This window comes from Phyllobacterium bourgognense (genome assembly GCF_003337575.1).
In the GTDB taxonomy this organism is placed as follows: Bacteria; Pseudomonadota; Alphaproteobacteria; order Rhizobiales; family Rhizobiaceae; genus Phyllobacterium; species Phyllobacterium bourgognense.
Genome location: NZ_QPJM01000007.1, coordinates 128,157 through 152,716 on the forward strand (window position 1 = coordinate 128,157; position 24,560 = coordinate 152,716).

The 24,560-nt window shown below is 57.3% G+C and carries 23 protein-coding genes, 1 tRNA gene and 1 pseudogene; 11 read left to right on the forward strand and 14 right to left on the reverse strand.

What is annotated here, in order from left to right; all coding sequences use genetic code 11:
- Nucleotides 1-211: 211 nt before the first annotated feature.
- Nucleotides 212-910 (forward strand): DUF899 family protein, encoded by a 699-nt coding sequence (locus C7476_RS14295; RefSeq protein ID WP_114430578.1) that lies wholly within the window; start codon nucleotides 212-214, stop codon nucleotides 908-910.
- A gap of 184 nt (nucleotides 911-1,094) precedes the next feature.
- On the opposite strand, the gene C7476_RS14300 is transcribed toward C7476_RS14295, so the two are convergent.
- From C7476_RS14300 to fdnG, 8 genes and pseudogenes are all read right to left on the reverse strand, one after another.
- Nucleotides 1,095-1,586 (reverse strand): hypothetical protein, encoded by a 492-nt coding sequence (locus C7476_RS14300; RefSeq protein ID WP_114430579.1) that lies wholly within the window; start codon nucleotides 1,584-1,586, stop codon nucleotides 1,095-1,097.
- A gap of 26 nt (nucleotides 1,587-1,612) precedes the next feature.
- Nucleotides 1,613-1,708, reverse strand: a tRNA-Sec gene (locus tag C7476_RS28160).
- A 126-nt stretch (nucleotides 1,709-1,834) separates the two neighbouring features.
- Nucleotides 1,835-3,667 (reverse strand): annotated as a pseudogene (selB, locus tag C7476_RS14305) (selenocysteine-specific translation elongation factor); the annotation flags it as partial.
- A complete protein-coding gene (selA, locus tag C7476_RS14310; protein ID WP_114430581.1) occupies nucleotides 3,664-5,094 on the reverse strand; it encodes an L-seryl-tRNA(Sec) selenium transferase in 1,431 nt (476 codons plus the stop codon). The pseudogene selB and the gene selA, both read right to left, overlap by 4 nt.
- A gap of 10 nt (nucleotides 5,095-5,104) precedes the next feature.
- The gene (gene fdhE / locus C7476_RS14315; RefSeq protein ID WP_114430582.1) at nucleotides 5,105-6,022 is read right to left on the reverse strand and encodes a formate dehydrogenase accessory protein FdhE; all 918 of its coding nucleotides are present in this window, start codon (nucleotides 6,020-6,022) and stop codon (nucleotides 5,105-5,107) included.
- Between the two features lie 52 nt (nucleotides 6,023-6,074).
- A complete protein-coding gene (locus C7476_RS14320) occupies nucleotides 6,075-6,776 on the reverse strand; it encodes a formate dehydrogenase subunit gamma (protein ID WP_114430583.1) in 702 nt (233 codons plus the stop codon).
- Nucleotides 6,773-7,717 (reverse strand): formate dehydrogenase subunit beta, encoded by a 945-nt coding sequence (fdxH, locus tag C7476_RS14325; RefSeq protein WP_114430584.1) that lies wholly within the window; start codon nucleotides 7,715-7,717, stop codon nucleotides 6,773-6,775. Before fdxH ends, C7476_RS14320 begins: the two co-directional genes overlap by 4 nt.
- A gap of 10 nt (nucleotides 7,718-7,727) precedes the next feature.
- Nucleotides 7,728-10,814: a formate dehydrogenase-N subunit alpha gene (gene fdnG / locus C7476_RS14330; RefSeq protein ID WP_114430585.1), complete on the reverse strand. Its 3,087-nt coding sequence runs from the start codon at nucleotides 10,812-10,814 to the stop codon at nucleotides 7,728-7,730.
- A 481-nt stretch (nucleotides 10,815-11,295) separates the two neighbouring features.
- Between fdnG and C7476_RS14335 the strand changes: the two genes are divergently transcribed.
- The 6 genes from C7476_RS14335 (at nucleotide 11,296) to C7476_RS14355 (ending at nucleotide 15,340) form a co-directional block, all read left to right on the forward strand.
- A complete protein-coding gene (locus C7476_RS14335; protein WP_114430671.1) occupies nucleotides 11,296-12,393 on the forward strand; it encodes a transglutaminase-like domain-containing protein in 1,098 nt (365 codons plus the stop codon).
- A 38-nt stretch (nucleotides 12,394-12,431) separates the two neighbouring features.
- A complete protein-coding gene (selD, locus tag C7476_RS14340) occupies nucleotides 12,432-13,493 on the forward strand; it encodes a selenide, water dikinase SelD (RefSeq protein ID WP_114430586.1) in 1,062 nt (353 codons plus the stop codon).
- Nucleotides 13,494-13,625: 132 nt separating this feature from the next.
- Nucleotides 13,626-13,916, forward strand: a complete 291-nt coding sequence (locus C7476_RS14345) for a DUF1236 domain-containing protein (protein ID WP_114430587.1) — start codon at nucleotides 13,626-13,628, stop codon at nucleotides 13,914-13,916.
- A 78-nt stretch (nucleotides 13,917-13,994) separates the two neighbouring features.
- Nucleotides 13,995-14,696: an MgtC/SapB family protein gene (locus C7476_RS14350; RefSeq protein WP_114430588.1), complete on the forward strand. Its 702-nt coding sequence runs from the start codon at nucleotides 13,995-13,997 to the stop codon at nucleotides 14,694-14,696.
- Nucleotides 14,697-14,727: 31 nt separating this feature from the next.
- The gene (locus C7476_RS29110) at nucleotides 14,728-14,856 is read left to right on the forward strand and encodes a hypothetical protein (RefSeq protein WP_281032701.1); all 129 of its coding nucleotides are present in this window, start codon (nucleotides 14,728-14,730) and stop codon (nucleotides 14,854-14,856) included.
- Between the two features lie 115 nt (nucleotides 14,857-14,971).
- Nucleotides 14,972-15,340: a hypothetical protein gene (locus C7476_RS14355; protein WP_114430589.1), complete on the forward strand. Its 369-nt coding sequence runs from the start codon at nucleotides 14,972-14,974 to the stop codon at nucleotides 15,338-15,340.
- Nucleotides 15,341-15,895: 555 nt separating this feature from the next.
- Here C7476_RS14355 and C7476_RS14360 read toward each other — a convergent pair.
- Complete coding sequence (locus tag C7476_RS14360) at nucleotides 15,896-16,447, reverse strand: DNA-3-methyladenine glycosylase (RefSeq protein ID WP_114430590.1); 552 nt, start codon at nucleotides 16,445-16,447, stop codon at nucleotides 15,896-15,898.
- A gap of 216 nt (nucleotides 16,448-16,663) precedes the next feature.
- Between C7476_RS14360 and C7476_RS14365 the strand changes: the two genes are divergently transcribed.
- The 4 genes from C7476_RS14365 to C7476_RS14380 all read left to right on the forward strand — a co-directional run bounded on the left by C7476_RS14365 (nucleotide 16,664) and on the right by C7476_RS14380 (nucleotide 18,965).
- Nucleotides 16,664-17,581, forward strand: a complete 918-nt coding sequence (locus C7476_RS14365) for a hypothetical protein (protein ID WP_114430591.1) — start codon at nucleotides 16,664-16,666, stop codon at nucleotides 17,579-17,581.
- 154 nt (nucleotides 17,582-17,735) lie between these two features.
- Nucleotides 17,736-18,152, forward strand: coding sequence for an HD domain-containing protein (locus C7476_RS14370; RefSeq protein WP_114430592.1), 417 nt, complete (start codon nucleotides 17,736-17,738; stop codon nucleotides 18,150-18,152).
- Nucleotides 18,153-18,165: 13 nt separating this feature from the next.
- The gene (locus C7476_RS14375) at nucleotides 18,166-18,381 is read left to right on the forward strand and encodes a KTSC domain-containing protein (protein WP_114430593.1); all 216 of its coding nucleotides are present in this window, start codon (nucleotides 18,166-18,168) and stop codon (nucleotides 18,379-18,381) included.
- A 143-nt stretch (nucleotides 18,382-18,524) separates the two neighbouring features.
- Nucleotides 18,525-18,965, forward strand: coding sequence for a hypothetical protein (locus tag C7476_RS14380; protein ID WP_114430594.1), 441 nt, complete (start codon nucleotides 18,525-18,527; stop codon nucleotides 18,963-18,965).
- 345 nt (nucleotides 18,966-19,310) lie between these two features.
- Here C7476_RS14380 and repC read toward each other — a convergent pair whose 3' ends face one another.
- The 5 genes from repC to cydB form a co-directional block, all read right to left on the reverse strand.
- Nucleotides 19,311-20,609, reverse strand: coding sequence for a plasmid replication protein RepC (gene repC / locus C7476_RS14385; RefSeq protein WP_114430595.1), 1,299 nt, complete (start codon nucleotides 20,607-20,609; stop codon nucleotides 19,311-19,313).
- A gap of 159 nt (nucleotides 20,610-20,768) precedes the next feature.
- Nucleotides 20,769-21,728 (reverse strand): plasmid partitioning protein RepB, encoded by a 960-nt coding sequence (gene repB, locus C7476_RS14390; RefSeq protein ID WP_114430596.1) that lies wholly within the window; start codon nucleotides 21,726-21,728, stop codon nucleotides 20,769-20,771.
- A gap of 82 nt (nucleotides 21,729-21,810) precedes the next feature.
- Nucleotides 21,811-23,010 (reverse strand): plasmid partitioning protein RepA, encoded by a 1,200-nt coding sequence (repA, locus tag C7476_RS14395; RefSeq protein ID WP_114430597.1) that lies wholly within the window; start codon nucleotides 23,008-23,010, stop codon nucleotides 21,811-21,813.
- A 256-nt stretch (nucleotides 23,011-23,266) separates the two neighbouring features.
- Nucleotides 23,267-23,386 (reverse strand): cytochrome bd-I oxidase subunit CydX, encoded by a 120-nt coding sequence (gene cydX, locus C7476_RS14400; RefSeq protein WP_114430598.1) that lies wholly within the window; start codon nucleotides 23,384-23,386, stop codon nucleotides 23,267-23,269.
- A 15-nt stretch (nucleotides 23,387-23,401) separates the two neighbouring features.
- Nucleotides 23,402-24,556: a cytochrome d ubiquinol oxidase subunit II gene (cydB, locus tag C7476_RS14405; protein WP_114430599.1), complete on the reverse strand. Its 1,155-nt coding sequence runs from the start codon at nucleotides 24,554-24,556 to the stop codon at nucleotides 23,402-23,404.
- Nucleotides 24,557-24,560 lie beyond the last annotated feature (4 nt).

Genomic DNA, 24,560 nt, shown 5'->3' on the forward strand with positions numbered 1-24,560 from the left:
CCGAACCGCATTAAAAAGCATCAGAGTGATTTTAATTTGAGCATCGCAAAATCGAATTTGCCCTCAGCGAGAGCACGCGGGAGCCGAATTGGAACATCTCACAATATGATACGTTGATATCAACGTTATAATGCCATAGACTTCTCTGTGGCAGGCTCATCCCTGCGACTGGGCCGCCGGATCGAATACACAACCACCCAAAGGATCGATCATGAACACCACCCATCCACTGACACCCGCAGCGGAGCTCGTGAAGCTGAGCGAGGCGCACTTTCCAAATGAGAGCAGTGAATACCGGCAGGCGCGCAACGCGCTGTTGGCTGAAGAGATCGAATTGCGACGCCACATCGAACGCGTAGCCGAGCAACGACGGGCATTGCCACCCGGCGGCGAAGTCTCCAGGAATTATCGGTTTGAGGGTGAGCACGGCCCTGTGAGTTTCGCCGATCTGTTCAATGGCAAACAGACACTCGTGGCTTATAGTTACATGTTCGGGCCACAACGTATCCGGCCGTGCCCGATGTGCACTTCACAACTCAGCGCTTGGGATGGTGAGGCGCGTGACATCGAACAGCGCGTCGCTTTGGCGGTGATCGCGCGTTCGCCGATCGACCGGCTTGTCGCCTTCAAAAAGGAACGCGGCTGGCACGGCCTCAAGCTCTATTCCGACATGAGCGGCGATTACACCCGCGACTATGTGAGTGCGGAGGATGACGATGTCTCTGCATTTAATGTCTTCACGCGCGGCAATGGCACAATCCGCCACTTCTGGAGCGAGGAAATGGGCGTAGCGACCGCCGATCCCGGGCAGGACCCGCGCGGCGCACCGGACCCCATGCCACTGTGGACCATTCTCGATGCAACTCCCGAAGGTCGCGGCAAGGACTGGTATCCGAAGCTTGAGTATTGAAATGAGCTGGTTCTGGATAAACAAAGCTTCCGATAGAGGCTGTTGAGATTCACGCCGTGATGCGCCGAAAACGGTGGCTTTCGGGCTCGCCCTGCGACGAGCACGGCGCACATAAAGCACGCGAGCACCGGAGGCGCAGAAAGTCGCGTCAGATGACCGCGCAGTAGACTTTACGAGCGGGCTCTCAGAAGTCGACACGCGGCGTATCCTGCATGGGATTTTCAAAAAGCATCCAGAACGAAACGCCGTGAGCCTCCTCATACCAGGCCTCGAAGCGCTCAAGCGCATCATCGATGCCTGACGTTTCGCCAGGCATCTCCGCCTCGTCCGAAGCACGATGGAGCGCAATGACCACTGGCGCAAAATGCGTAAGGATTGCATCCCGCGCTTCACTTTCCGACGACCAGCCCAGCCTCGTTCGCAACAGCGCAAGCGCGCACGCGACGGCGATTTCCTCACCGGTCCGCTCGGCCGGATCACTATCGTCCCCCATTTGCGGCTTTGCCGCCTCGGCGACGGACCGCATCAGGTTCATCCGGCGAAAGGCGAAAGCACGTTCGCGCTCGAGTGCCGCCATGCGGGTTGCCGCTTCCCGCCGATAGGTTGTTTCGGCCGATTGCGCCTTGTCGGCGGCTTGCTGCAGCCGCTCGATATAGGTGGTTACCGTCGTCGTCATCGAGAGCTACCGGAGTGACCGGGCGATGGCGGAAGAGAGTGGGAGTCGAACCCACCAAAGACCGTCTCTCGGCCCCTCCCGGATTTGAAGTCCGGACGCCCCACCGGGGACGATTCTCCTCCAGAAACAGTATTTTCGCCCGTCACACCATCTGTCCGATCGGCGAAGAGATCCAGACGGTTCCGGTTGACGCGGCGAAGGTCACCACGGCGTAGTGTGATGCTATGGTGGTCGAAGAAATCAAGGATCTGGATTGCAACCTTGCGACCATTTTCGACCCGGTCGCGAAATTGCGCGGCGGTAAACCAGCCTTCATTGGAAGCTGTGCTGATCTCGACGATAATGGCAACCATTTCTGCAACCGTGCTTCGCAGGAAGAAATGGTCGTGCGCCACCTCATGCACTTTGCCAATGCGGCTGCCCAGCTTCAGTAGCCGGCGCACCTGCGGTTCCGGCATCGCGAACAACACGGCAATATCGCGGACGCGCGGCGGGCGGAACCGTTCGGCTCCGCCGAGTAGCGGCTCGATCGCATCCCACAGCTGCTCGTCAGCCGGAGCCATCGTCACTTTGTGACCGGAAAGCCGCACCCAGGCTCCATCAAGCGCGATCTCCCCGCCGCGGGCAAGACTATGCAAGGCTGCACGGAACGCAGGTACGGGTAGGCGCAGCTCAAGCTGTGTCCGCAGCCGTTCAATCCCGATCCCCAACAAATCCGGATTGTCGGCATGAAAAATTTCGAGCCGGTCCAGAAGATCTCGCTGGAAGTTCTTCCACTGCCCAAGCGATATGGCGACAACCGCAGCATCGACAGGCAACTGCACCGCGCCCATCAATTCTACCAGCGCATTGACGTCTTCCATCACCAAGGCCCTGTCACGCGCAAACGCCGTAATGTCCAGATAAAATGGCGGCACTGCAAGCAATGCTGCCAGCGCCCGGTCCGGCTCGATCAATTCGTGCGCATCGAGCTGTGTCCTTCGCTCCGGGGTGCGTCGTCTGCGGGCAGGAGCACGCAAATCCAGGAAGCGGCCACCACCAATCGTGCGGCGCGCAGACGTGTCGCGGATGACGTAACGATCGCCAACCGCTGCAGCGATCGACCGGTCAAGCACAAGTTGCACGCGGGTGCGTGTCCCGGGGGCCACTGGCTCATCACTCAGCAAAGCGATGCGAGCGCCTGTCTCGGCCGACGCATGGTGCAGCCGAACCGGGAACCAGTGACCGATCGGCTTGCGTTCGGAGCCGAGCACACGCAATGTCGCGTCAATCCGGCTCGTCGGCGCATGCAGGGTGGGGTCAAGCACCACGTCGCCACGACTGATCGCTGCCTTCGTAATGTCTGCGCCGACGAGGTTGAGAGCACAACGATCACCGGCTCGGCCAACCTCACTCGGCCGGTTCTGTGCGTGGATTGAACGGATGCGGGCGGAAAGGCCAGACGGGCTCACCGTCACATGATCATCGACGGAGATCATTCCCGAAAGGACAGTTCCGGTTACAACGGTGCCCGCCCCCTGGATTGTGAATGAACGATCGACCGCCAGCCGGAAGCGGCCAGTTGCGCGGCGGCGGGCGAACCTGCGTGCAGCGTCAATGATTTCATCGCGCAATGCCGCGATGCCGCGATCCGAAACCGTTGAAACGGCAATGATCGGAGCATCGCGAAGTGCCGTTCCGGCAAGTTCATTTCGTATTTCGATTTCGACCTCGGTGAGCCGTTCTTCCTGCACCAGATCAGCCTTGGTGAGAGCAACGACACCGCGTTCGATACCGAGGAGGTCGATGATAGCGAGATGCTCGCGTGTCTGGGGCATTGCCCCGTCATCCGCAGCAACGACCAGCAGGGCAAAATCGATACCGCTGGCCCCGGCGAGCATGGTGTGGATGAACTTCTCGTGCCCCGGCACATCGACAAAGCCAAGTATCTCAGCCCCTTCTACAGGCATATAGGCAAAGCCGAGATCGATCGAAATACCCCGGGCCTTTTCCTCTTTCAGCCGATCGGTGTCGACATTGGTCAGCGCCTTGACCAGCGATGTCTTGCCATGATCGATATGCCCTGCGGTACCGACGATCATGGCTTGCCCACCTTGTCGATTTCCGGCCCCATATCAAAATTTGCGATGCCGGCGAAATTCGCCGCAAAACCGGCCTCGTCCTCAAGACAGCGCAGATCCAGCACCAGCGCTCCGCGCTCGATACGGCCGATGACCGGCATCGGAAGTCTCCTGAGTGCAGCCGCCAGTTCAGTGAGCATGCTCCCGCTGCTCTCCATCGGCGTCAGGGCCAAGCCTGCGCTCGGCACGGTGGAAAGCGGCAGAGCCCCGGAGCCGATCTGGCTCTCACACGAAATAACGGAAACGCTGAATCCGCCTTGCAGCGCACGCCCTACGATCGGTGCCAGCCGCTGCGCCTGTGCGTCGATGTCGCCCTGTGAACGGGTAAGCAGCCGCATGGTTGGAAGCCGCTCGCTCAAGCTGTCCGGATCGCGATAGAGCTGCAATGTCGCTATCAGCGCCGCAAGGCGGATTTTGTCGACACGCAGCGCGCGTTTCATAGGGTTCTTGTTGATCGTCTCGATGAGTGACTTGCGTCCGACGATGAACCCGGCCTGCGGGCCGCCCAGGAGCTTGTCACCGGAAAAGGTCACGATGTCGGCACCCTCGGCGATCGCTTCGCGTACGGTCGGCTCGTGCGCAAGTCCGAAACGGGTGAGATCCGTCAGTGTGCCGGAACCAAGGTCATTGACCAGGGGAACGTCCTTGCTGCGGGCGATGCCAGCCAGTTCGCTCGCACCCACCTCCTTGGTGAAGCCCTCGATGCGATAGTTGGAGGTATGGACCTTCAGTATCAGGCCAGTATCTGGCCCGATGGCATTGCGATAATCCCGGGCATGGGTGCGGTTCGTGGTACCGACCTCGACAAGACGCGCACCGGCACGCGCCATAATATCGGGCATGCGGAAAGCCCCTCCGATTTCGATCAGCTCACCACGCGAGACGATGGCTTCCCTGCCCGCGGCCAGACTGTTCAGAACCAAAAGGACAGCCGCCGCATTGTTGTTGACGATGGTCGCCTCTTCCGCCCCTGTCAGTTCGCAGATCAACGAACGCAGATGATCATCGCGTTCGCCGCGCTTGCCGCTCTCAAGATCGAATTCGAGAGCAACGGCCTCGCGCATGGCCGCCGTTGCAGCCTCGATTGCCGCTTGCGCCAGCAATGCGCGACCGAGATTCGTGTGCAGTACCGTACCCGTCAGATTAAACAGGGGTCGGAGCGATGACTTGTCACCCGCCTCGAGGCTGGCTAGCGCGGCCGCCATGATGGTTTCCCCGGAGGGGGCGTTATGGCCATTACGCACGTCATCACGTGTCTCCGCCAATGCACTCCGCAAGGCTTCAGTGAGAGCCGGACGTCCAAAACGCTCGATGATGCCAGCGGCCGATGCCGACTTCAGAAGCTGGTCCACTGAAGGAAGGCGGCGCAAGTTGGCATTGCTGTCCATTTCCACCCTCCTAAAAGCCGGCTAACAGCGGGGAAAAACCGCCACGGTGATAAGGCCCCTCCCGCATCAGGAGATCGAGGCTCAGGCTCGCCACATCATCGGCAACGGGATCGGCCGCGGGCTCCCTGTCCTGATACAGTATCTTCGACCAGCCACGACATTCATCGCAAGTCTCGGCCTTGATGATTCCGCCTTGTCCGTCGATCTCCTGATAGCCGATCCCCTTGGTGGAACCGCACAGCACGCATTTGACCCGGACATAGTGCCAAAGCGTGCCGCACAGGGAACATGCGCAAAACCGCGCGCCGTGCGAACCGGGCCACCCGACGACCATCGACGACATCGGAGCGCCACCACAGACGGGACAAACGCCGTCGGCCACCGGCGCCAGCGCGGCCACATCAAGAACGGATGCAAGACGGGCGAAATACACCTGTAGCCCCGCCCACACAAAAACATGCTCGGCAATCGCATCTCCGGGCAATGTGTTGGAGAATAGAGTTTGCGCCATGGCAAGACGTTCGGCAGGATCGGCTGCTGTCACGCGAGCCAGCGCCTTGGCCGCGGCAACCGGCTTTTCGATTGTGGCGGCCGCGGCGAACAGGCGATCGAATAGAGTGCCAATCGCCGGGTCGCCCTCCATCACGCTTCGGTCGAGCGGCGGCATTTCGAACTCGCGTGCACGCGCAATCGTTTCGGCATCGGGGCTCTCCGGCAGAGGCAGATCCGTCTGGATATCGTTTTGGGCTCGGCTAAGTTCGGCGACGAAATTCAGATAGGGTGCCAGATTGCTCGTTTCAGCCAACTGGCGCAGACGCTTCGATCTGAGGGAAAAAAGCGAAGCGGGATCGGGCAGACGCGCAAAGGGCGGTGACGCAATATTCCCAATCGCTGTTGGATCCGGTACGACCGCGCTTTTGCGACTCATAAAACTCCCTCACGAACCCGCCGGGCCACGTGGACCGATGTTGAACGCCCTGTTATTCGGCGGGCGTATTCCCCGATTTGCCTTTTGGTGCCCTGCCGACCAGCTCACGCAACCACTTGCGATGATGCCTCCACGCCCAGCCGCCGGTCACGGAACCGCGGGTCATTGCCCTTATAGTACCGCGCACCCAGATCGCTGCATAGACATGGATGATCCAGACACTGATCGCACAAACAGCAGCAATCGCGTGAATGAGCACAGCCCATCTTTTCTGCTCGATTGTGGTGAACAGCGAGAAATACTGATCCCAGATTATCAGCCCCGTTGTGATCAGCACGATAATCAGAGCCGACATCGACCAGAAGACAAATTTCTGTCCGGCATTGTATTTACCGACGTCCGGCAAGCGTTCTTCATGTCCCGTCAGCACATCCCGAAGCCGCGCGAGCCAGGTGCCATCCTCACGCTTCCACAGATTGGCTTTCCAGAAGCGGAGAAACAGACCGAAAAAGCTGAAAAACAGCAGAACACCGATCCACGGATGAATGATGCGCGTCAACGGGCCTCCACCAAAGAGCCCCGTCAGGAAAAACAGGCTGGGATGGAACAAGGCAAGGCCGGACAACGCCAGGAGCACGAGGCTAACCGCAGTGATCCAATGATTGACGCGCGCACCCGCCGTATACCGGTCGACGATAACGGGCTTGCCCGGATGCACGCTATCGCCCTTCTCCACGTCATAATCCGTGCTCATGGGCGAGGTTCCTCTCCGGTCAGCTTTTCAGCGGCCTCTTCGTCCTCTTCGGAAACCCGGTTCGGACCGGTAACCAGATAGTGCATGAACCCGGCTGCAGCAGCAAAACCGACCACAGCGAGCCCGGCATATTTCGTGACACCCTTCCAGGCCTCGACGATCGGGCTAATCTTCGGATTGTTTGGCAGGTCGGCGTAAATCTCCGGCTTGTCCGCATGATGCAGCACATACATGACATGCGTGCCGCCAACGCCCGGCGGATCGTAAAGTCCCGCATTGGCAAACCCGCGCGATTTCAAATCGGTGATGCGCCCTGCCGCGTGCTCTTTCATCTCATCCTTTGTCCCGAACACGATCGCTTGCGTCGGACATGCCTTGGCGCAGGCAGGTCCCTGCCCGACGGCGATGCGGTCGGAGCAGAGCGTGCATTTGTAAGCAGTATGGTCGACCTGTGAAATGCGCGGAATATTGAACGGGCATCCCTTGATGCAATAGCCGCAGCCAATACAGTTTTCGTGGATGAAATCGACAATACCATTCGAGAATTGCACGATGGCGCCGGGGGCCGGGCAAGCCTTGAGGCAGCCAGGATCCTCGCAATGCATGCAGCCATCCTTGCGGATGAGCCACTCGAGATTGTTCGTTTCCGGGTTTTCCCACTCGGTGAACCGCATCAGCGTAAACATATCCGGCGTCAGGTCGTGCGGGTTATCGTAGACGCCGGTGTTGATTTCCATTTCCGGATGCGTGTCATTCCACTCGATACAGGCCGACTGGCAGGCTTTGCAGCCGATGCACTTGGAGACATCGATGAGCTTTGCCACCTCGGTCTGCCGTTGCGCGGGCGGCGTCACAGTTGACGCCGACCGGCGGATCAAATCCTGATCGCCAAACTTCAGGGGCTCAGGCCGGGTGGTGGGGTTTGGAACAGGCGGGAACATGGGTAACCTCCTATGCCACCGGCCCGGCGATGGGCTCGATATTGACCAGGAACGCCTTGTATTCAGGCGTCTCGATATTGGCGTCACCGACGAAAGGCGTGAGCGAGTTTGGACCGAAGCCCTTCTTCGCTGCCCCCGTGAAACCCCAGTGCAGCGGAATGCCGACCACATGAACCGGCTTGCCGTCGCAGATCAAAGGTTTGATCCGCTTCGTGACGACCACCTTGGCCTTGATCGATCCGCGCTTGGACCACACGCGTACCCAGCCACCTTTGACGATGCCTTTCTCCTTCGCGAGTTCTTCCGATATCTCGACGAAGAATTCCGGCTGCAGGACGGCATTCACCCAGACATGCTTGGTCCAGTAGTGGAAGTGTTCGGTAAGACGGTAGGACGTTGCCGCATAAGGAAACTCCTGCGAAGCGGGTTCGGCAAACTGCGCAAAATCGCCCTTGAATACTCGCGCCGCTGGATTGCCGCGGACCTTCGGAGCGATGAGGTTTGTGACCGGCGACTCGAACGGTTCGTAATGAGCCGGGAATGGTCCATCGCGCATCATGCCACGTACGAAGAGGCGCGACACGCCCTCCGCATTCATGATGAACGGACCGACGTCCTGCGGCTTGGCTGTCGGCGCAATATCCGGCACGTCGTAGCCTGACCATTTCTGACCGTCCCACTCGATCAGCTTGCGGCTGGGGTCCCAGGCCTTGCCATTCAGGTCCGCCGAAGCTCGGTTGTAGAGGATGCGGCGGTTGACGGGCCACGAAAATGCCCATTTCGAGTAGGCTCCGGTCTCATCGGGATCCGACGTATCGCGCCGGGCCATGTTGTTGCCGTTCTCGTTGAAGCAGCCGGAATAAATCCAGCAGCCGCTCGTCGTGGAGCCGTCATCCCGCAACGCGGCGAAGCTTGGCACCAGCTTGCCGGCTTCAACCACCACTTTGGTAGGATCAGTCGGATCCATCACCGGGGCCAGCGCTTTGCCGTTCAGTTCCTTGGCAAGCTCTTCGGCAGTCGGCTCACCCGGATCGGCATAGGACCAGTCGAGATTGACGATCGGATCGGGGAACGCTCCACCCTCCTTGCGGTAAAGGTCCCTGAGACGCGTATAGATCTGCGCCATTATCCAGTTGTCCGTCTTGGCTTCACCGGGAGCCGTACCGCCAGGCCAATGCCACTGCAGCCAGCGTCCGGAATTGGTGAGGGAACCCTCGTCTTCAGCAAAGCAGGTCGAAGGCAGTTGATAGACCTCCGTCTGGATTTGCGAAGGATCAACATCGTTGAACTCGCCGTGATTTTCCCAGAACCGCGATGTTTCCGTATCGAGCGGATCCATCGTCACGAGGAACTTGAGCTTCGACAGCGATGCGGTCAGCTTCGTTCTGTTGGGCGCTGCAAGCAGAGGGTTGAACCCCTGGCAGATGTATCCCGTCATCTTGCCTTGGTTCATAAGTTCGAAAGCGCGCAGCACATCGTAGCCAGGCACGTCGAGCTTTGGCAGCCAGTCATAGGCGAAATGGTTTTCCGGCGTCGCCGCCGGGCCCCACATCGACTTGAGGAAACTGACGAAGAACTTCCTGTAGTTCTGCCAGTAGCTCATCTGGTTTGGCCGGAGTGGCTTGAAGCCGCGTGTCGCCATATAGCTGTCGAAATCCACCTCTTTCTCGGTTGGTAGCGTCATGTAGCCCGGAAGCAGGTTCGACATCAGGCCTACATCGGTCAGCCCCTGGATATTGGAATGCCCGCGCAGTGCGTTCATGCCACCACCGCGCACGCCGATATTGCCGAGGACCAGTTGTAACATCGCCATCGAGCGGATGTTTTGCGAACCCTTCGAATGCTGGGTCCAGCCAAGCGCGTACATGGACGTCATCGTCTTGGTCGGCGTTGAGCATTCCGAGATCATCTCGGCCACCTTGAGAAACTTCTCCTTGGGTGTGCCGCAGATGCGCTCGACCATTTCGGGCGTATAGACAGAGACATGCGCCTTCAACATGTTCCACACGCAACGTGGATGCGTCAGCGTGTCATCGACGACAGCGTAACCGTCATCGCCGATTACATAATCCCAACTCGACTTGTCGTAGTCGCGCTTTGTCTCATCGTAACCGGTAAACAGGCCGTCCTTGTATTCGAAGCCGTCCTTGACGATGAAGGCGGCGTTGGTGAATGCCTTCACATAATCCCACTGCACCTTGCCGTTCTGGATGCAGTAATTCATGACACCGAGCAGGAAAGCTATGTCCGACCCCTGACGGATGGGCGCGTACACGTCGGCAACCGACGCAGAGCGCGTGAAGCGGGGATCGACGACGATAAGCTTGGCACCACGGTTGGCCTTGGCCTCCGTGACCCATTTGAAACCGCAAGGATGCGCTTCGGCGGCATTGCCACCCATGATGACGACAAGATCCGTATTCCTGATATCGGTCCAGGAATTGGTCATTGCACCACGGCCAAATGTTGGGCCCAAACTGGACACCGTTGGGCCGTGTCAGACACGTGCCTGGTTATCGAATACCAGCATTCCGGCGCTGCGCACGACTTTATAGGTGGCAAACGCTGTTTCGTTCGTTGTTGCCGAGGCGGCCAGGAAGCCCGTCGTCGTCCATCGATTGACGGTCACGCCGTCATTGTTCTTCTGGACAAAATTACCGTCGCGATCGTCCTTCATCAACCGGGCGATGCGATCAAGCGCGTCATTCCAGGAGATGCGTTCGAACTTGTCCGAGCCGGGCTTGCGGACCATCGGATATTTCAGGCGTGTCTCGGCCTTGACGAAGTCGAGCAGGGCCGCACCCTTCGGGCACAGCGTTCCACGATTTGTCGGATGGTCGGTGTCGCCCTCGATATGGACGATCTCGGCCTTTTCGCCCTTTTTCAGGTCGCCCTTCGAATACATGATGATACCGCATGCAACCGAGCAATAGGGGCAGGTATTCCGGGTTTCGGTGGTGTTTACGAGTTTGAAAGCGCGGATCGCTTCGGCATGGGCGGCTTCGATCTCGCCGAAGCCAAAGGCACCAAGCGCCGTACCCGCAACACCCGCGCCGGTCGCCGCAAGAAACTGGCGCCGCGAGAGTTCCATGTTCATAGCATGTTATCTCCCTTTAAACCGGCTCTGCCGATAAAGCATGCCGGAGATCAGACACAAACCATTGGCATTTCAATTAAAATCCTACCTGACCATATTTTATTGTCAAATCAATAAGAAGCGATCAAACATGAATGTAATAATCAAATTAAAGTCCGTGCTGTGCCCGTCCCGGCGAACGTCGCTAGTATTTTGATACTGATCGCCTTTTACTGCTCAATTTGCAGACACGCCAACCTACGCAATGACGAATTGACGTTCGGCCTCAAATGGACAAGAATAAAAGCGTGAGCTTACTCGTCGCTCCCGAGTTTCGGGGCAGTCGTCATGGTGCTTTCGACGCAGAATGCCCCCGGGAAACGGCGGGCTTTTTCTGGTGCGTGCCATTCTGTCTTTCGCAAAACTCGAAAAGCTTTCACCACGTACAGTTTAGCTGTCTGCCAATGCCGTTGATGTCATCAAATCGGGAGGGCATGAAATGATCGATCGTCGCGAATTCCTCAAAATCGGCGCCGTAACGAGTGTAATGGCCGCGATACCGGGACGGGTGTTTGCGGGCACCGCTTTTGCCCCGAAGCCTGCCGGTTGGCGGACCTTCGAAATCACAACCCGTATTGAGCCGTCAGGCACCGAGGGCACCGGGCGCGCTTGGATTCCATTGCCTGGTTTCAGCGCCAGCGATTGGAACCGGCCCGAGACAAGTACCTGGACGACCAATGCGACCAGCGCCAGGATCGCACGTAGTCCGGCCAATGACACTGACATGCTGCTTGTCGAATGGAAAGCCGGCAGCGTAGCACCTGCCGTTGAGATCATCAGCCGTGTCGCCACGCGCGATCGTGCCATCGATCTTTCAAAGCCAGTAAACCCCACGCCGCTCAACACTGACGAGCGCGCACGATATCTCGCCGGAAGCCGGCTTGTCCCGACTGATGGCATCGTCAAGGAAACAGCCGACAGTATCGTCGGCAATACCGCAAACGAGATAGATAAGGCGAAGCTGATCTACGATTGGGTGGTTGAGAAGACTTACCGGAATGCCGCCACGCGCGGCTGCGGTTCCGGAGATGTCGTGGCCATGTTGAGGAGCGGCGACCTCGGCGGCAAATGTGCCGACCTGAATGCTCTCTATGTCGGCCTTGCCCGAGCCGCTGGTCTGCCTGCGCGCGATATTTACGGTCTCCGGGTTGCGCCATCCAACTTCGGCTACAAGAGCCTCGGCGCCAAGAACGAGATCGTCACCAAAGCACAGCATTGCCGGGCGGAAGTCTATCTTTCTGACTTTGGCTGGGTGCCTGTTGATCCGGCGGATGTTCGAAAGGTCATGCTTGAGGAGGCGGACGGCGGTCTTCCTGCTGACAATCCCAAGGTGGTTGCGGCGCGCGAGACGTTGTTCGGCGCCTGGGAAGGCAATTGGATCGCCTATAATGACGCCCGCGACGTGATTTTGCCCGGTTCGACCGGGGCAGCGCTCGGTTTCCTGATGTACCCGCAGGCGGAAGTTGCGTCGGTAAGGCTCGATTGCCTTGAACCCGACGCCTTCAGATACACGATCCGGTCACGAGAGATCACGGTCTGACCTGATATCGATTTCGCAAATCGCATGGAGCCCGTATCATGGATGATAGAACGTCATTGTCGTCGGTACGCCTGACCTCGCTGTCCCATGGTGGCGGATGCGGATGCAAGCTGGCACCATCTGTCTTGCAGCAATTGCTTGCGGATCAACCTGCCGCCGGACCGTTTGCCCGGCTGCTTGTCGGAACCGAAACCGGTGACGATGCCGCGGTGTGGCAGCTCGATGACGAAACCTGTGTGATCGCGACGACGGACTTCTTCATGCCGATGGTCGATGATCCTTTCGACTTCGGCCGGATCGCGGCAACCAATGCGATATCCGATGTCTATGCAATGGGCGGAAAACCGATCATGGCACTCGCCATTCTCGGCATGCCGATCGACAAGCTGCCGGCCGAGACAGTGCGCGAGATCCTGAAGGGCGGAAGCGCCATCTGCTCCGAAGCAGGTATCCCTGTTGCCGGTGGCCATTCGATCGATTCTCCCGAGCCGATCTACGGCCTGGCGGTCATCGGCACCTGCCCCATTGCCAGTCTGCGGCGTAACAGCGGCGCCAGGCCCGGTGACACGCTGATTTTGACCAAGGCGCTTGGTGTCGGAATTTACTCGGCGGCGTTCAAGAAAGGCATGTTGCCGGCGGACGCCTATGCCGAACTCATCGCATCGACGACGCACCTCAACCGCATCGGCGCCGAACTCGCCAAGGATGCGGATGTGCATGCCATTACCGACGTCACCGGCTTCGGCATTCTCGGCCATGCCCTTGAGATGGCAAGAGGGTCGAATGTGCATATCTCGCTGCGCGCGGACGATGTTGCCGTGTTTATTCACGGCGCCGAACTCGCAAAGGAGGGTTTCGTCACCGGCGCCTCGCATCGCAATTGGGCAAGCTACGATACAGAAATCGTCTTGCCCGCCGATTTCCCCCTATGGCGGCGTCACCTGCTGACCGATCCCCAGACCTCTGGCGGACTGCTCGTATCCTGCAAGGCGGAACGTGCAGCGGACGTGCTCCAACAGATCACCACTGCGGGCTATCCTGCAGCCAGGATCATTGGTTCGGTCGAGACGGGCGAGCCTGGATTGCACGTCGTTACCTGACGGATCCGCCTTTAATTTCCCAATCTGAGTGCAAGAGTTTTGCAGCAGGTATCTGGTCTCGCGTTCGGAACCAAATCGCCCATCGTCGATTAGGCATGCTGAAGGGAAGGGTAAATCAAGGGAGAGTACCCCATGAAACGCATGCTTCTTCTAACCGCTGCATTGTTATTCGCGGGAGCCAGCCAGGTGATGGCGCAAGATACCGTGATTGTCGAAGTACCGCAGCCGGCACGGGACTATGTAATCGCCAATCCGTCTGAGGACGTCATGATCAAGGAGGATCTTGCCGTCGGTACAGCCATACCCGAGGATGTCAAGTTGGTGCCGATACCTGCCAGCCCGGACTATAGTTATGTTTATGTAAAGAAGCAGCCGGTCATCGTTTCGACGAAAGATCGAAAAGTTGTCTATCTGTCCAATTAATTAGAATTGTATCGATCTGGCGCCTGGAGTAAGCCCGCTACGCAAAGTAGCGGGCTTCGTTATCGAAGTGGAAGCCCAATGCCGCTTGATCCGACTTTAGAAGACATTGTCATTCGCTTGCTGCTGACCGTCGCCGCAGGCGCGATAATCGGGCTAGACCGGGAAGCGAGCGGGCGTGCCGCCGGCTTTCGCACGACGATCCTCGTGGGCCTGGCAGCTTGCGCAGCGATGATTCAGGCCAATTTGCTGTTATCGACGGACGGGAAAGAGCCCGGGTTCTTCGTCAATATCGATGTCCTGCGGCTTCCACTCGGGATTCTGACAGGTGTTGGTTTTATCGGCGGCGGAGCCATATTCAAACGTGGTGACCTCGTTACCGGCGTAACGACAGCGGCAACGCTGTGGGTCATGACCGCAATCGGTCTTGCATTCGGCGGTGGGCAAATTGCTCTCGCCAGCATAGTTACAGCGCTGGCGTTTTTGACGCTATGGGCCTTGAAATGGTTGGACAACCGTATCCCCCGGGAGCAGAGAGCGATATTGTCCATCATCCACACGCCCGGCGAACCTTTGCCGGGTATTGAAAGTGGTATCCGTCCTCTCGGCTATCGCGCGCGTTTCGTGAGAAAGGTTCAAAGCGCAGAAACCGGCCATTCGATTGTTTCATACGAGATTCGCTGGCGCCGGCCTGAAACAGGAGCTCCACCCACCGATCTTCTGGAATTCTTGGAGGACAATTATTCAGTCGACAAATTTGATACGATCAGGGAATCCGATTAATAGAACCCAGCTTGCGCAAAAGGAGTACGTTGTGTCACGCAGGCATACGATGATTATTGGAGTAATCGCACTCGCCGTCGCGATAGCCGCCCTGTTCTGGTATTTCCCGATGGATAACCAACCGCCAGGACAGACACCAGCTCCGCAAATGGGCAATTGAGCCCACGAGCCCGAAGACCGCTGGCCGCGACCCTTCGCCCCTGCATGCATCGTTCAGGAACAATTGCCGCCGATATCGGTTTATCAGGCATGTCAACCAGTAAGGACGATCGAAAATGAAAACGATTGCATCAGCCATGATCGCCATAGGCGCGATCGCCTTTGCGTCCAGTACCGCTTTGGCCGCATGTCCGGACACCACAGGGTCAGTGAAACCTGACGCTCAAACGGGCATCGCCAAGGATGGCAGCAAGGCTCCTCTCGAAAATAGTGCCAACAGCCAGACTCAAACCGGAACAGCAAGTACAGGGACGACAACCAGTAGCAGTGAAGGTCAGACCGCCAAAAAAGATGGTCAGACCATGCCACTAGCCAACAAGGAAGGTGGCGGCGATCCTAATCTTGCTACGTCGCAGCAAGACGTTACGGCCCAACAAAAAGGCGAACAAACGGCGATGGCCAAAGCAGAGGATTGCAAGGAGTAAACGATTGAAGAGGGGAGATCAATCGACCTCCCCTCCGTGTTAAAACCGGCTCGAAATCCATGATTCATGAGCCGGTCATTTGTATGCGCACCTGCTGATTTAATACCAGCGTCCGCGGCCGTACCAGCCGCCTCCACCCAGCAGAAGCAGTATAAGTACTATGATAAGAAGTGTGGTGAGATCCATGGTTGGCCTCCTTGGTTACTTGCGACCGCGCACGCGTTTGGTCTGGCAGAACAACGTTCCGATGCGTGCGATTGTTCCACTGCAAGCCGTTGTGGTTGTTTCGGGAGATCGTTAGAGCAAATTTAGAGCCAGTTCTGTTTCGGGCGATGCAATCCACGCGGAAGGTGGCGAGGCCGATGTCTATCCATCGGACGACGCCACCTGACAAAGTGGTTGGCCGCCAGCCGCGAAACCCGAAGGTCCGGGTGAATTTGTTCAAATCCTTCGGGCTTCGGCTTCGTCCGATGGGAAGGCATCGGCCTCGCCAAACCCCTCGACCTTGTCCCGAATTCTCCCCGGCAGAACGACTCTAAATAGACAAAACCTGCTCTAGGGATGGAATTTTTTGCTTATGAAGCGGGAGCCGCGCAGACCAAAACGCCAGGGTATTTCGGTAGCCCGGCTGATGCCTATCCGGGTACCACAGCAAACGTCGCTATTCACATCTGATGGTGCGAATGAAAATGGCCATGCCAGCACCGACATTCCGTCATGTGATTTGTCGATACCCAATGCTTGCGCAAATCTTCCCGGCCCCGAACATAATAGGCTGATATCGCCGGTTGATCGCCGCGACTGCATTGTCTCGATGCCTCTGGTAGGTTCTAGCGCTCTGATCAGTACCGCTGATCCGGGGGTACAAACCAGATTTAAACACCAGTGAATGCCGTACGAGCGGTACACATAGGCGTGGCCAGCCGCCTCAAACATAGTCCTGTTTCGAGGTCGAGGGCCTTGAAAACTATGCGAAGCCGGATCGTCCCTTGCATAAGCTTCGGTCTCGACGATGCGTCCGCCAATGCCCTCGACATAGACCGACATCCCAATCAAATCGCGACCGACCGCTTCAGCATCCCGGTCGAAGAACCCGAAATTGATCATTCCCTATTCCTGTTCTCGGTTCCAATGGAACCAATTTGTCCTGTGTGACCTTTAGGAGTCGCGGCGGGCAAAAAACACTCACGTTCCCGCAATATTGTAACGGCAATCGCCAATTTACAGGAGGTTCCCATGGGTCGCGGTATTCTACTCTGGCTACTCGGAGTGCCAATTCCAATTATCCTGCTCCTCTTTTTGTTTATGCGATAGGAGAGCGAAATGTCCCCCACCGACCTGCAAGCGGATATTGATCCGTCCCTCGAAACGACTGCGAGCGCCATCAGTTGGGGCCCTATTTTTGCGGGCGCTGTGACCGCTGCAGCCGTAACGTTGCTTCTCACTCTGCTGGGGTCCGGCTTTGGATTGACGATGGTTTCGCCTTGGTCGTCTGAAAATCCTTCAGTCACCACATTCGCCGTTTCCACCGCTATCTGGCTGATCATCGTTCAATGGATTTCAGCTGGAGTCGGAGGCTATTTAACCGGGCGCCTTAGAACGAAATGGACCGGCATCCATACCAACGAAGTATATTTTCGGGATACCGCGCATGGCTTCGTCGCGTGGGCACTGGCGACCCTGTTTGTTGCCGCCGTGCTTGGGACTGCTATTTCCTCGACAATCCATACGGGTGTGCAGGCGGCATCCAATGTTGCTTCGGGCGCTGCGAATGCAGCAACCTCAGCCGCAGGCTCTGCAGCAAACGAGACATCCGTCTCTTACTTTGTGGATAGTCTGCTGCGGCCGGCGTCGCCCGCTTCGGCAACGCCTGCTGGCGCAGCTGACGCAGCTGCGGAGGTTTCACGCATTCTGTTGAACGCTGCAACGACCGGATCTCTCCCTCCCGAAGATCGCACTTACCTCGATCAGTTGGTTGCTTCTCGCAGCGGACTGAGTGAGACAGATGCGAAGGCCCGTGTCGATGCTGTTCTCGCACGGGCGGATGCTGCAAAGAACGCGGCAGTAGAAGCGGCAGACAACGCACGAAAGGCAGCCGCAGCGGCGGCGTTCATCGGGGCTCTCTCTCTGCTGCTCGGAGCTTTTATCGCAAGTGCCGCGGCCGCACTCGGCGGAAGACAGCGCGACGACGATGAAGGTACCTACTTGTCGGCATCCGGCAGAACCTACATCGCACAGTAATACTGGATTGCAAACGCAGTGGCGAGGGTGCGCCCTCGCCACCTGAACTTGGAAGACCGTCCCCTCTCTCTCAGAACAAGAAAATGCGAACACCGCGGAACGCATTTCTATTTAAGGGGTTGAAGAAACCATCACGCTCATTTGGAGATGCCAAATGTCAGTTTTGGAGCACGCAATTGCGGTTGCCGCCCGCGCACACGCTGGTTACCTCGCGGAAGATGGCGAGCCCTACATCTTTCACCCACTGCGCGTGATGATGGCGCTGGATGACGAAGATGAGCGGATCGTCGGGGTTCTGCACGATGTACCCGAAAAGACCGCATGGTCCCTGGATGGTCTCAAGGCCGAAGGTTTCCTCGAGCATATAATCGCTGCCATCGATTCAGTGAGTCGCCGCCAAGGAGAAGACTATTTCGACTTCGTACAACGTACGCGCGAGAACGACCTCGGCCGCCGTGTCAAGATCGCTGATCTGCAAGATAATATCGAGAACGTAAAGTCGCGGCTGGACGATCCGCAAGCGCGAAAGAAGCTGGATAAATACGAAGAAGCACTGAGACGACTTCTATAGCACGTGAACCGCCATGCCATCCACCTTGATCCAAAACGCCACCTATAATGAGGCGACGCGGGTGCTGTCGATCTGGTTTGTGCCCAACGGGAAGCGTTACGACTACCACAATGTCGCGCCGGAGACCTATACGGCCCTCCGCAAGGCCTACTCCAAAGGCCGCTATTTCAATACCCACATCCGCGATCGTTATCCGTTCCGTTTGGTGGAACAACCCGGGCAAAGATAATGGCGCTCCTGGGCGAACCGCGCACGTTTTTGTGAACGCCATAGTCCAGGCCGCAACGTGATTGGACTTCGTGATCCTTTGGAGTCACTTTTGTCCTCGGGGTATTATGGGCGGACCAACTATTGTCAGAATAGGAGGCCAAAATGAAGCATCATGCCCTTGAACAACTGCAGATCGTCGCCGAGGTCGATCAGGACTACCCTCGCCAAACCCTGTCAAAAAGCCAACGTCTCGAGCGCTGGGCAGCGCTCCTTGAACAGAATCCCGAGCGGCGCCTCTCGACGTTGCATCAGACGGAATATCAACCTGCCAGTCAGCGCTCGACCATGCGTGGTGAGGGCTCACCCATCTCGGTGGCGTTCGACGATCCTGTCCTGCGCGCCGCCGGATTGGAAAACGACAGCTATGGGGAAGCCAAACGGTTCTTCGAACTGTCTGACCGCCAGTTGCACAATGTCATTTGCTATTGCCATTTCGGCGCGACAGTAAATGCCGCGACAGCTGCCTATTACATCCGTCGGCTCGTGCCTACAGGGACAAGGCGGGGCATGCTGGCTCGGTTGCGCGAGATGTTTGTCGGTTAAAACCGTCGGCGCTTCAAGGTCTTCTTTAGAGCGGCTCGCTCGCGAGCCGCCACTTAATCTTTGCGTTGCTGATGGTCCACGGAAAATAGACAGGAACACCCTTACCCAATGGCAAAATCATCGTGCCTTTGTCGATGTGCTGACCCTCACTTCCTGATTGGCAAACGAGTTTCCATTAAGGTCCTGTTTAGGTTAATATTTTTCTTCATACCGCACCTAATTACCAATTAAGTTCTGTTCACTGGACTTCATAATCACCTAAATCTTTTTAGCTATGAAGCTCGTCTTGGCCGGCCCATGGTTTCGTCGACGATATCTTTGCGACCTCGAAATCGCAAATGTGGCTCATTTCGCCGCGACTAACCGGACGTGCGAGCCGTTCGCTCTAAGTTGCGCAAGCACCATCGGCCAGACCGAGAACTCGCCTTTTGCCGCCTTTTCGGTGAGGGACCTCAAATAGCCGCCGGCGGAATTGATCTGCTCGGCGCGTTCGAGGATACACGCGATGGCGATTGCAGCATTTTCCTGTCCCAGGATCTCGCAGGCTTCCTCGTACGCCGAGGGGCTGACGCCAAGCATCGAGCGGACGACTACGGCCGCCGCCATCAGATCCGGCCAGTTTGTGATACCGCTCCTCGCATAGCCCGCGATTTGCGGACAAGCTTGGCGCACAAGACCAAGCGGAACTGGTTTGACGTTGTGGAGCCCGGCATCTGCACCATCCCCCCCTCCCCTCTCCAAGTGGATGGTAATTGTTTCATCGCCCCGTGTCGCAATAGTCTCCTCGTTTCCAGATTCTGGTGCAGTTTTTGCCCCTTGGGTTTCTCTAAAGCCGGGTTCAAGATCAGAAGTGGATTGGGTATTTGAATTATGTTTGTGGCGCTCAGAATGAGACTCTTTGGCGCTTGTTTTTTGAGAATTAAGCTTATCTTCCAATAGATTGGATATCTCCAGCTGGAGACATTCCAGTCCATCGACAGCTGGTTCCAGATCGTCAATCGTTGCCTGGCGCGGAATGTCGTCGATGACCGCACGAAACCGTGAGTATTGGGCGCTCCAGTCGATGTGTGACAGTTCCTCAAAGCCAAGTTCGATCAGCTTGACGACATCACGGCGCAGCAGCGTGACGCGCTCCTTCATCAGCTTCAGTTGCAGCCGCTCCGAACGCACCTGTTCGGCTAAAGCTTCAAATTCAGCCGCACGTGAGACCAATGGTGCCAATGAGAAGCCGAATGCCTCGCCGCCCTCCCCTGCCCTCGCCTTACGGGCGTAGCGCTTGCCATTGGGGCTGTCCTTGCGAAAGATCAGCCCGGTTTCCACCAGCGCACTCAAATGCCGCCGTAGCGTCGCCGGCGCCATTCCATGCGCGCGCAGCGAAAGTTGCACATTTGATGGAAACACCACGAGGCCATTGGCCTCACAGAGCTCCGTCTGTGGATAGAATGTCAAAAGCGCGTTCAAAACGACGAGCGCCCGATCGGAGATCCCGATCAGCGCCCTCGCCTCACACAGGCTGCGAAACAGCTTCCATTTGTCGATCGACGCTTCCGGATCGATCTCCTGCGCCTGTGCCTGCGTTGCCAGCATGCCAAGCGACAGTGACCGCCGCCCGAAGGGCGTCGTGAATGCATTCCCCGTCTGCATTGTCTTTCACCTTTCTAAAGGCAAAAGAAGTCCACTCGCCAAAACGACGTCAAAAAGTCTTGACACTGATTCGGGGAAATGCGATTCTCGATCCTGCTAGAGATATGAGAGAAGCCTTCCGAGACAGCAATGTTGAGGTGGGCTTTTTTCTTTTGCGGATTAATCTCCTGTTTTGGTTGCTTGCGACCCCTGGAAAGCCCGATAGAGCTCGTCGAGGTTGTCTGCAATGTATGCGCCGAAGCGTGAGGCATTCTTCGCCTTCAAAGCCAATGTGAATGCCTTGCCGCTATCCTTGATTTCCACCTTCACGGATTTGTCCTGTGCCGCCCAGGCTTTGGCCGCCGGCGCCGCAGCCTTCGCCGGCCGCTTCGATTTTACCAGGAAGTCCGACAGCAAAGTGAACCGTGCGTCACCGGTCTCGGCAGCGAAATCATCCGATCTTGTAAAGTCTGCCGCCTTCTCGGCGTTGCCCGGTACCTGCAACAGCTTCGACAGCTGCCACCAACGGTCCCGCCCGGTCGCCCTGGCCGAGCCGATCGCGAGTATGATCGCCTCGGGAACATAAGCCGCGACCGACTGCATCTTCGAAAATGTCGTGGCATCCAGGGCAAGCGCAGACTTGATGACAGACTGATCGTAGCCGAGGTCGGCGAGACGCTTGGCAAACAATGTGCGTTCGATGAAGGACAGGTTCGATCGGGCAGCGTTCTCCTGGCCCTGAGCAATCACATGGTCCTGATCGGCCATTGGCTTGACGACGGCACGAACCTGTCGTCCGAGCTGTCTGGCGACTTTGACGCGGCGATGTCCGAAAACTACCTGATAACGGCCCGAAACGGCGGGATGGGGACGCACCAGTATGGGCGAGTCCTGGCCCCGCTCCTTCACGGCGACCAACAGTTCCTGAAAAGCCTCGTCGTCATCGTCGATCCGGTCCGATACGAAAGAACCGTCGATGAGTTCCGGGTCGAGTTCGACAACGCTGCCTTTGGCGAGTTCTTCGAACGAACTCTTGATCGAACGCGAAGCACCGCTGACGACATAGGACAATGCGTCATTGCGCTCTGGCTTTGCCGGCGCCGGGTTCATCACGCTGCTAAAAATGTCTTTACGGGCCATCTATCTGCTCCCGTTTCGGATTAAGAAACTGATTTCACAGGCAAAATGCATCGTTTTTACCGCCGTAAACCTGCTTGTCATATCAGCGCCCCCACGCTCTGTGAACGAGGGCTGTAATTTCTGAATTCACAGCGTCCAGCGATTCAATAGCGCGTTCATAGGTCGTGCGCGTGAAGCTCGTTTTCTCGACTTCGTAGAGTGTCTGCTTGGTCAGGCCCGCATCCGACACCGCCGTCGATTTCAGCATTGGATTGGTAAGGATCTCCTCCGCCAGCATGGACTGCATGAACCCGACCATCTGCGCTTGCGGGATATCCATCGGCTCATAGCGTGTGATAAGATAGCGGAACCAATCGAGTTCAACACGTGCTCCGGCTTGTTTGACCGTCTTGAGGATGCCACCAAGCATCAGCAGGAATTGCGACATCGACATGAGGTCGAGCATCTGCGGATGCACGGTGATCAATACGGATGTCGCAGCCGACATGGCCGTCAGTGTCAGATAGCCCAGTTGCGGCGGGCAATCGATGACCACAACATCGTAGCGGCCGTCTACTTCCTCGAGCGCACTGGCGATACGGGTGAAGAACTGCCTGCCCTCGCGCGAAACTTTGTCCTGCATGGCAAGCGGCGTGTCGTACTCATATTCCTGCAATTCGAGATTGGCAGGAATGATGTCGAGGCCAGGAAAATTGGTAGGAAGAATCACTTCCGATATGGGCCTGCGCTCGTCGTCGTAACGGATAGCTTCGTAAAGCGACAGGTTCCGGTCGAGCTCCGGCTGGAACCCGTGCAGCGCCGACAGCGAGGCTTGTGGATCGAGATCGATGGCAAGGATGCGGTGGCCGGTCAGCGCCAGATATTGCGAGAGATGCGCCGCTGTCGTCGTCTTGCCCGATCCGCCCTTGAAGTTGACGACAGCGATAACCTGCAGCTTGTCGCCCTGCTTGCGGTGCGGCACATACTTCTTCACTTCCGTGCGGCCGTTGCGGTCGAGATAATGCCGCAGCTCCAGCATCTGCTCAGCAGTATAGGAACGGCGACCTGACGATACCTGGGCAGGGACCGGACCTTTTCCTTCGAGGTGCAGGCGCTTGAGATTATTCTGCGTCACGCCAAGATAGTGGGCTACCTCGGCCATGGAGAACTGCCGCAATGTCTTCTTCGCATTCGGTGGAAATTTTTCCATCCGAAGCTGATTCAGCCGGCGAGAAATCTCCGCACCCTGATCGAGGATCTTGTCATCGAACTCGAACTTTGGCAGAGGCATTGCGATGTTCATCGGAATCGAAACCTCTAATAGCGCTTTTTCAAAGCAATCCTTTTAAGAACCGCTATTAAGCTCCGATTCGATTGATCCGGCAAGAATTTTTAGGTTAACAAAAGGTTAACGCGCGTGAAGCTAACAACTTTACTGCACAATCCCTGTTTCGATAGATGAATCCCAGAGTAGTACGGGATTTGTTTTTGCTCGATAAATCCGCCAATTTTACCGCAGTAAATATCGGCGGATCATGCGGCGAGGGCTGCCTATAAAACTACTCCTCTGCCGCGTTCTTGCGGGATTTATCGTCTTCCACCAGTTCGTACCACATCGCATTCAGTACAGCGAAGGCGGCGGCGAAGGGCAATCCGAGAAGCCAGGCGAAATACCACATGTCCTTGTCCTTTCGTTAGTAGGCGTGACCGCTCTCGTCGTTGATTGCATCTTCATCGACCTTGCCCCAGAGCACGTGATAGACCCAGCTCGTATAGGCGACGATCAGCGGAATGAAAATCACCGTGACGACCAGCATGATGAACAGGGTCAAATGGCTGGACGATGCGTCCCACACGGTCAGGCTGGACCTCGGATCGAGAGAGGACGGGAGTATAAACGGAAACATCGAGACGCCCACTGTCGAGATGATGCCGAAGATAGACAGCGCGCTCGAAAGGATCGTCGCGATCTCCCACCTTGCCCTCAGCCCGACAAGCGCGCCAGCTGCGCCAATGAAGCCGAAGATCGGGGCCAGCAGAAGCACCGGATAGCTGCCATAATTGGCAAACCATGCACCGCTTTCTTCAATGACAGTTTTCATAAGCGGGTTCGATACGCCTGTAGGGTCGACAGGGCTGGTTATGCGGTAACCGCCGTCTCCGGCCCATACCCACAGCCCGGCAAGGCCGAACAGACCGATCGTGATCAGCGCTGCACCACTGCCATATCCGCGGGCACGCTCCGCCACGGGTCCTGAAGTCTTCAACACGAGCCATGCACCGCCATGCATGACCAGCATGGCCACCGAGAGGAGACCGCACAGCAGCGCGAACGGGTTCAGCAGGCCGAAGAACGAGCCTTCGTAGAAGATGCGAAGATCGTTGTTGAAACGGAAGGGAACGCCCTGCAAGATATTGCCCATGGCCACACCGAAAATCAGCGCCGGCACAAAGCCGCCGATGAACAAGGCGCAATCCCAGGCAGCACGCCAGGTATCGCTATCCCGCTTCGACCTGTACTTGAAGCCGACGGGGCGCAGGATAAGCGATGCCAGTATGATGAACATGGCGAGATAAAAGCCCGAGAAGGACACCGCATAGAGCGGCGGCCAGGCCGCGAAGATCGCACCCCCGCCAACAATGAGCCAGACCTGGTTGCCTTCCCAGATCGGACCAATCGTATTGATGACGATGCGCCGTTCCATATCGGTTTTTGCCACGAACGGCAGCAGCGTACCGGTGCCGAGATCGAAACCATCGGTGATGGCGAACCCGATCAGGAGGACGCCGATCAGCAGCCACCAGATCATCCGCAGGGTATCGTAGTCGAGAAGTTCGCTGAGGATCATGATC

Bases quoted from the DNA above. Each gene is read 5' to 3' on its own strand.
- C7476_RS14380 (WP_114430594.1), top strand. From the start codon at position 18,525: ATGAAGCATCATGCCCTTGAACAACTGCAGATCGTCGCCGAGGTCGAT.
- C7476_RS14320 (WP_114430583.1), bottom strand. From the start codon at position 6,776: ATGAGCACGGATTATGACGTGGAGAAGGGCGATAGCGTGCATCCGGGC.
- cydX (WP_114430598.1), bottom strand. From the start codon at position 23,386: ATGTGGTATTTCGCCTGGCTTCTCGGATTGCCCTTCGCCGCCGCCTTC.
- C7476_RS14355 (WP_114430589.1), top strand. From the start codon at position 14,972: ATGAAAACGATTGCATCAGCCATGATCGCCATAGGCGCGATCGCCTTT.
- C7476_RS14295 (WP_114430578.1), top strand. From the start codon at position 212: ATGAACACCACCCATCCACTGACACCCGCAGCGGAGCTCGTGAAGCTG.
- selA (WP_114430581.1), bottom strand. From the start codon at position 5,094: ATGGACAGCAATGCCAACTTGCGCCGCCTTCCTTCAGTGGACCAGCTT.
- C7476_RS14375 (WP_114430593.1), top strand. From the start codon at position 18,166: ATGCCATCCACCTTGATCCAAAACGCCACCTATAATGAGGCGACGCGG.
- C7476_RS14300 (WP_114430579.1), bottom strand. From the start codon at position 1,586: ATGACGACGACGGTAACCACCTATATCGAGCGGCTGCAGCAAGCCGCC.
- C7476_RS14345 (WP_114430587.1), top strand. From the start codon at position 13,626: ATGAAACGCATGCTTCTTCTAACCGCTGCATTGTTATTCGCGGGAGCC.
- C7476_RS14360 (WP_114430590.1), bottom strand. From the start codon at position 16,447: ATGATCAATTTCGGGTTCTTCGACCGGGATGCTGAAGCGGTCGGTCGC.
- repC (WP_114430595.1), bottom strand. From the start codon at position 20,609: ATGCAGACGGGGAATGCATTCACGACGCCCTTCGGGCGGCGGTCACTG.
- fdxH (WP_114430584.1), bottom strand. From the start codon at position 7,717: ATGTTCCCGCCTGTTCCAAACCCCACCACCCGGCCTGAGCCCCTGAAG.
- fdhE (WP_114430582.1), bottom strand. From the start codon at position 6,022: ATGAGTCGCAAAAGCGCGGTCGTACCGGATCCAACAGCGATTGGGAAT.
- C7476_RS14350 (WP_114430588.1), top strand. From the start codon at position 13,995: ATGCCGCTTGATCCGACTTTAGAAGACATTGTCATTCGCTTGCTGCTG.
- C7476_RS14365 (WP_114430591.1), top strand. From the start codon at position 16,664: ATGTCCCCCACCGACCTGCAAGCGGATATTGATCCGTCCCTCGAAACG.
- repB (WP_114430596.1), bottom strand. From the start codon at position 21,728: ATGGCCCGTAAAGACATTTTTAGCAGCGTGATGAACCCGGCGCCGGCA.
- repA (WP_114430597.1), bottom strand. From the start codon at position 23,010: ATGAACATCGCAATGCCTCTGCCAAAGTTCGAGTTCGATGACAAGATC.
- cydB (WP_114430599.1), bottom strand. From the start codon at position 24,556: ATGATCCTCAGCGAACTTCTCGACTACGATACCCTGCGGATGATCTGG.
- selD (WP_114430586.1), top strand. From the start codon at position 12,432: ATGGATGATAGAACGTCATTGTCGTCGGTACGCCTGACCTCGCTGTCC.
- C7476_RS14370 (WP_114430592.1), top strand. From the start codon at position 17,736: ATGTCAGTTTTGGAGCACGCAATTGCGGTTGCCGCCCGCGCACACGCT.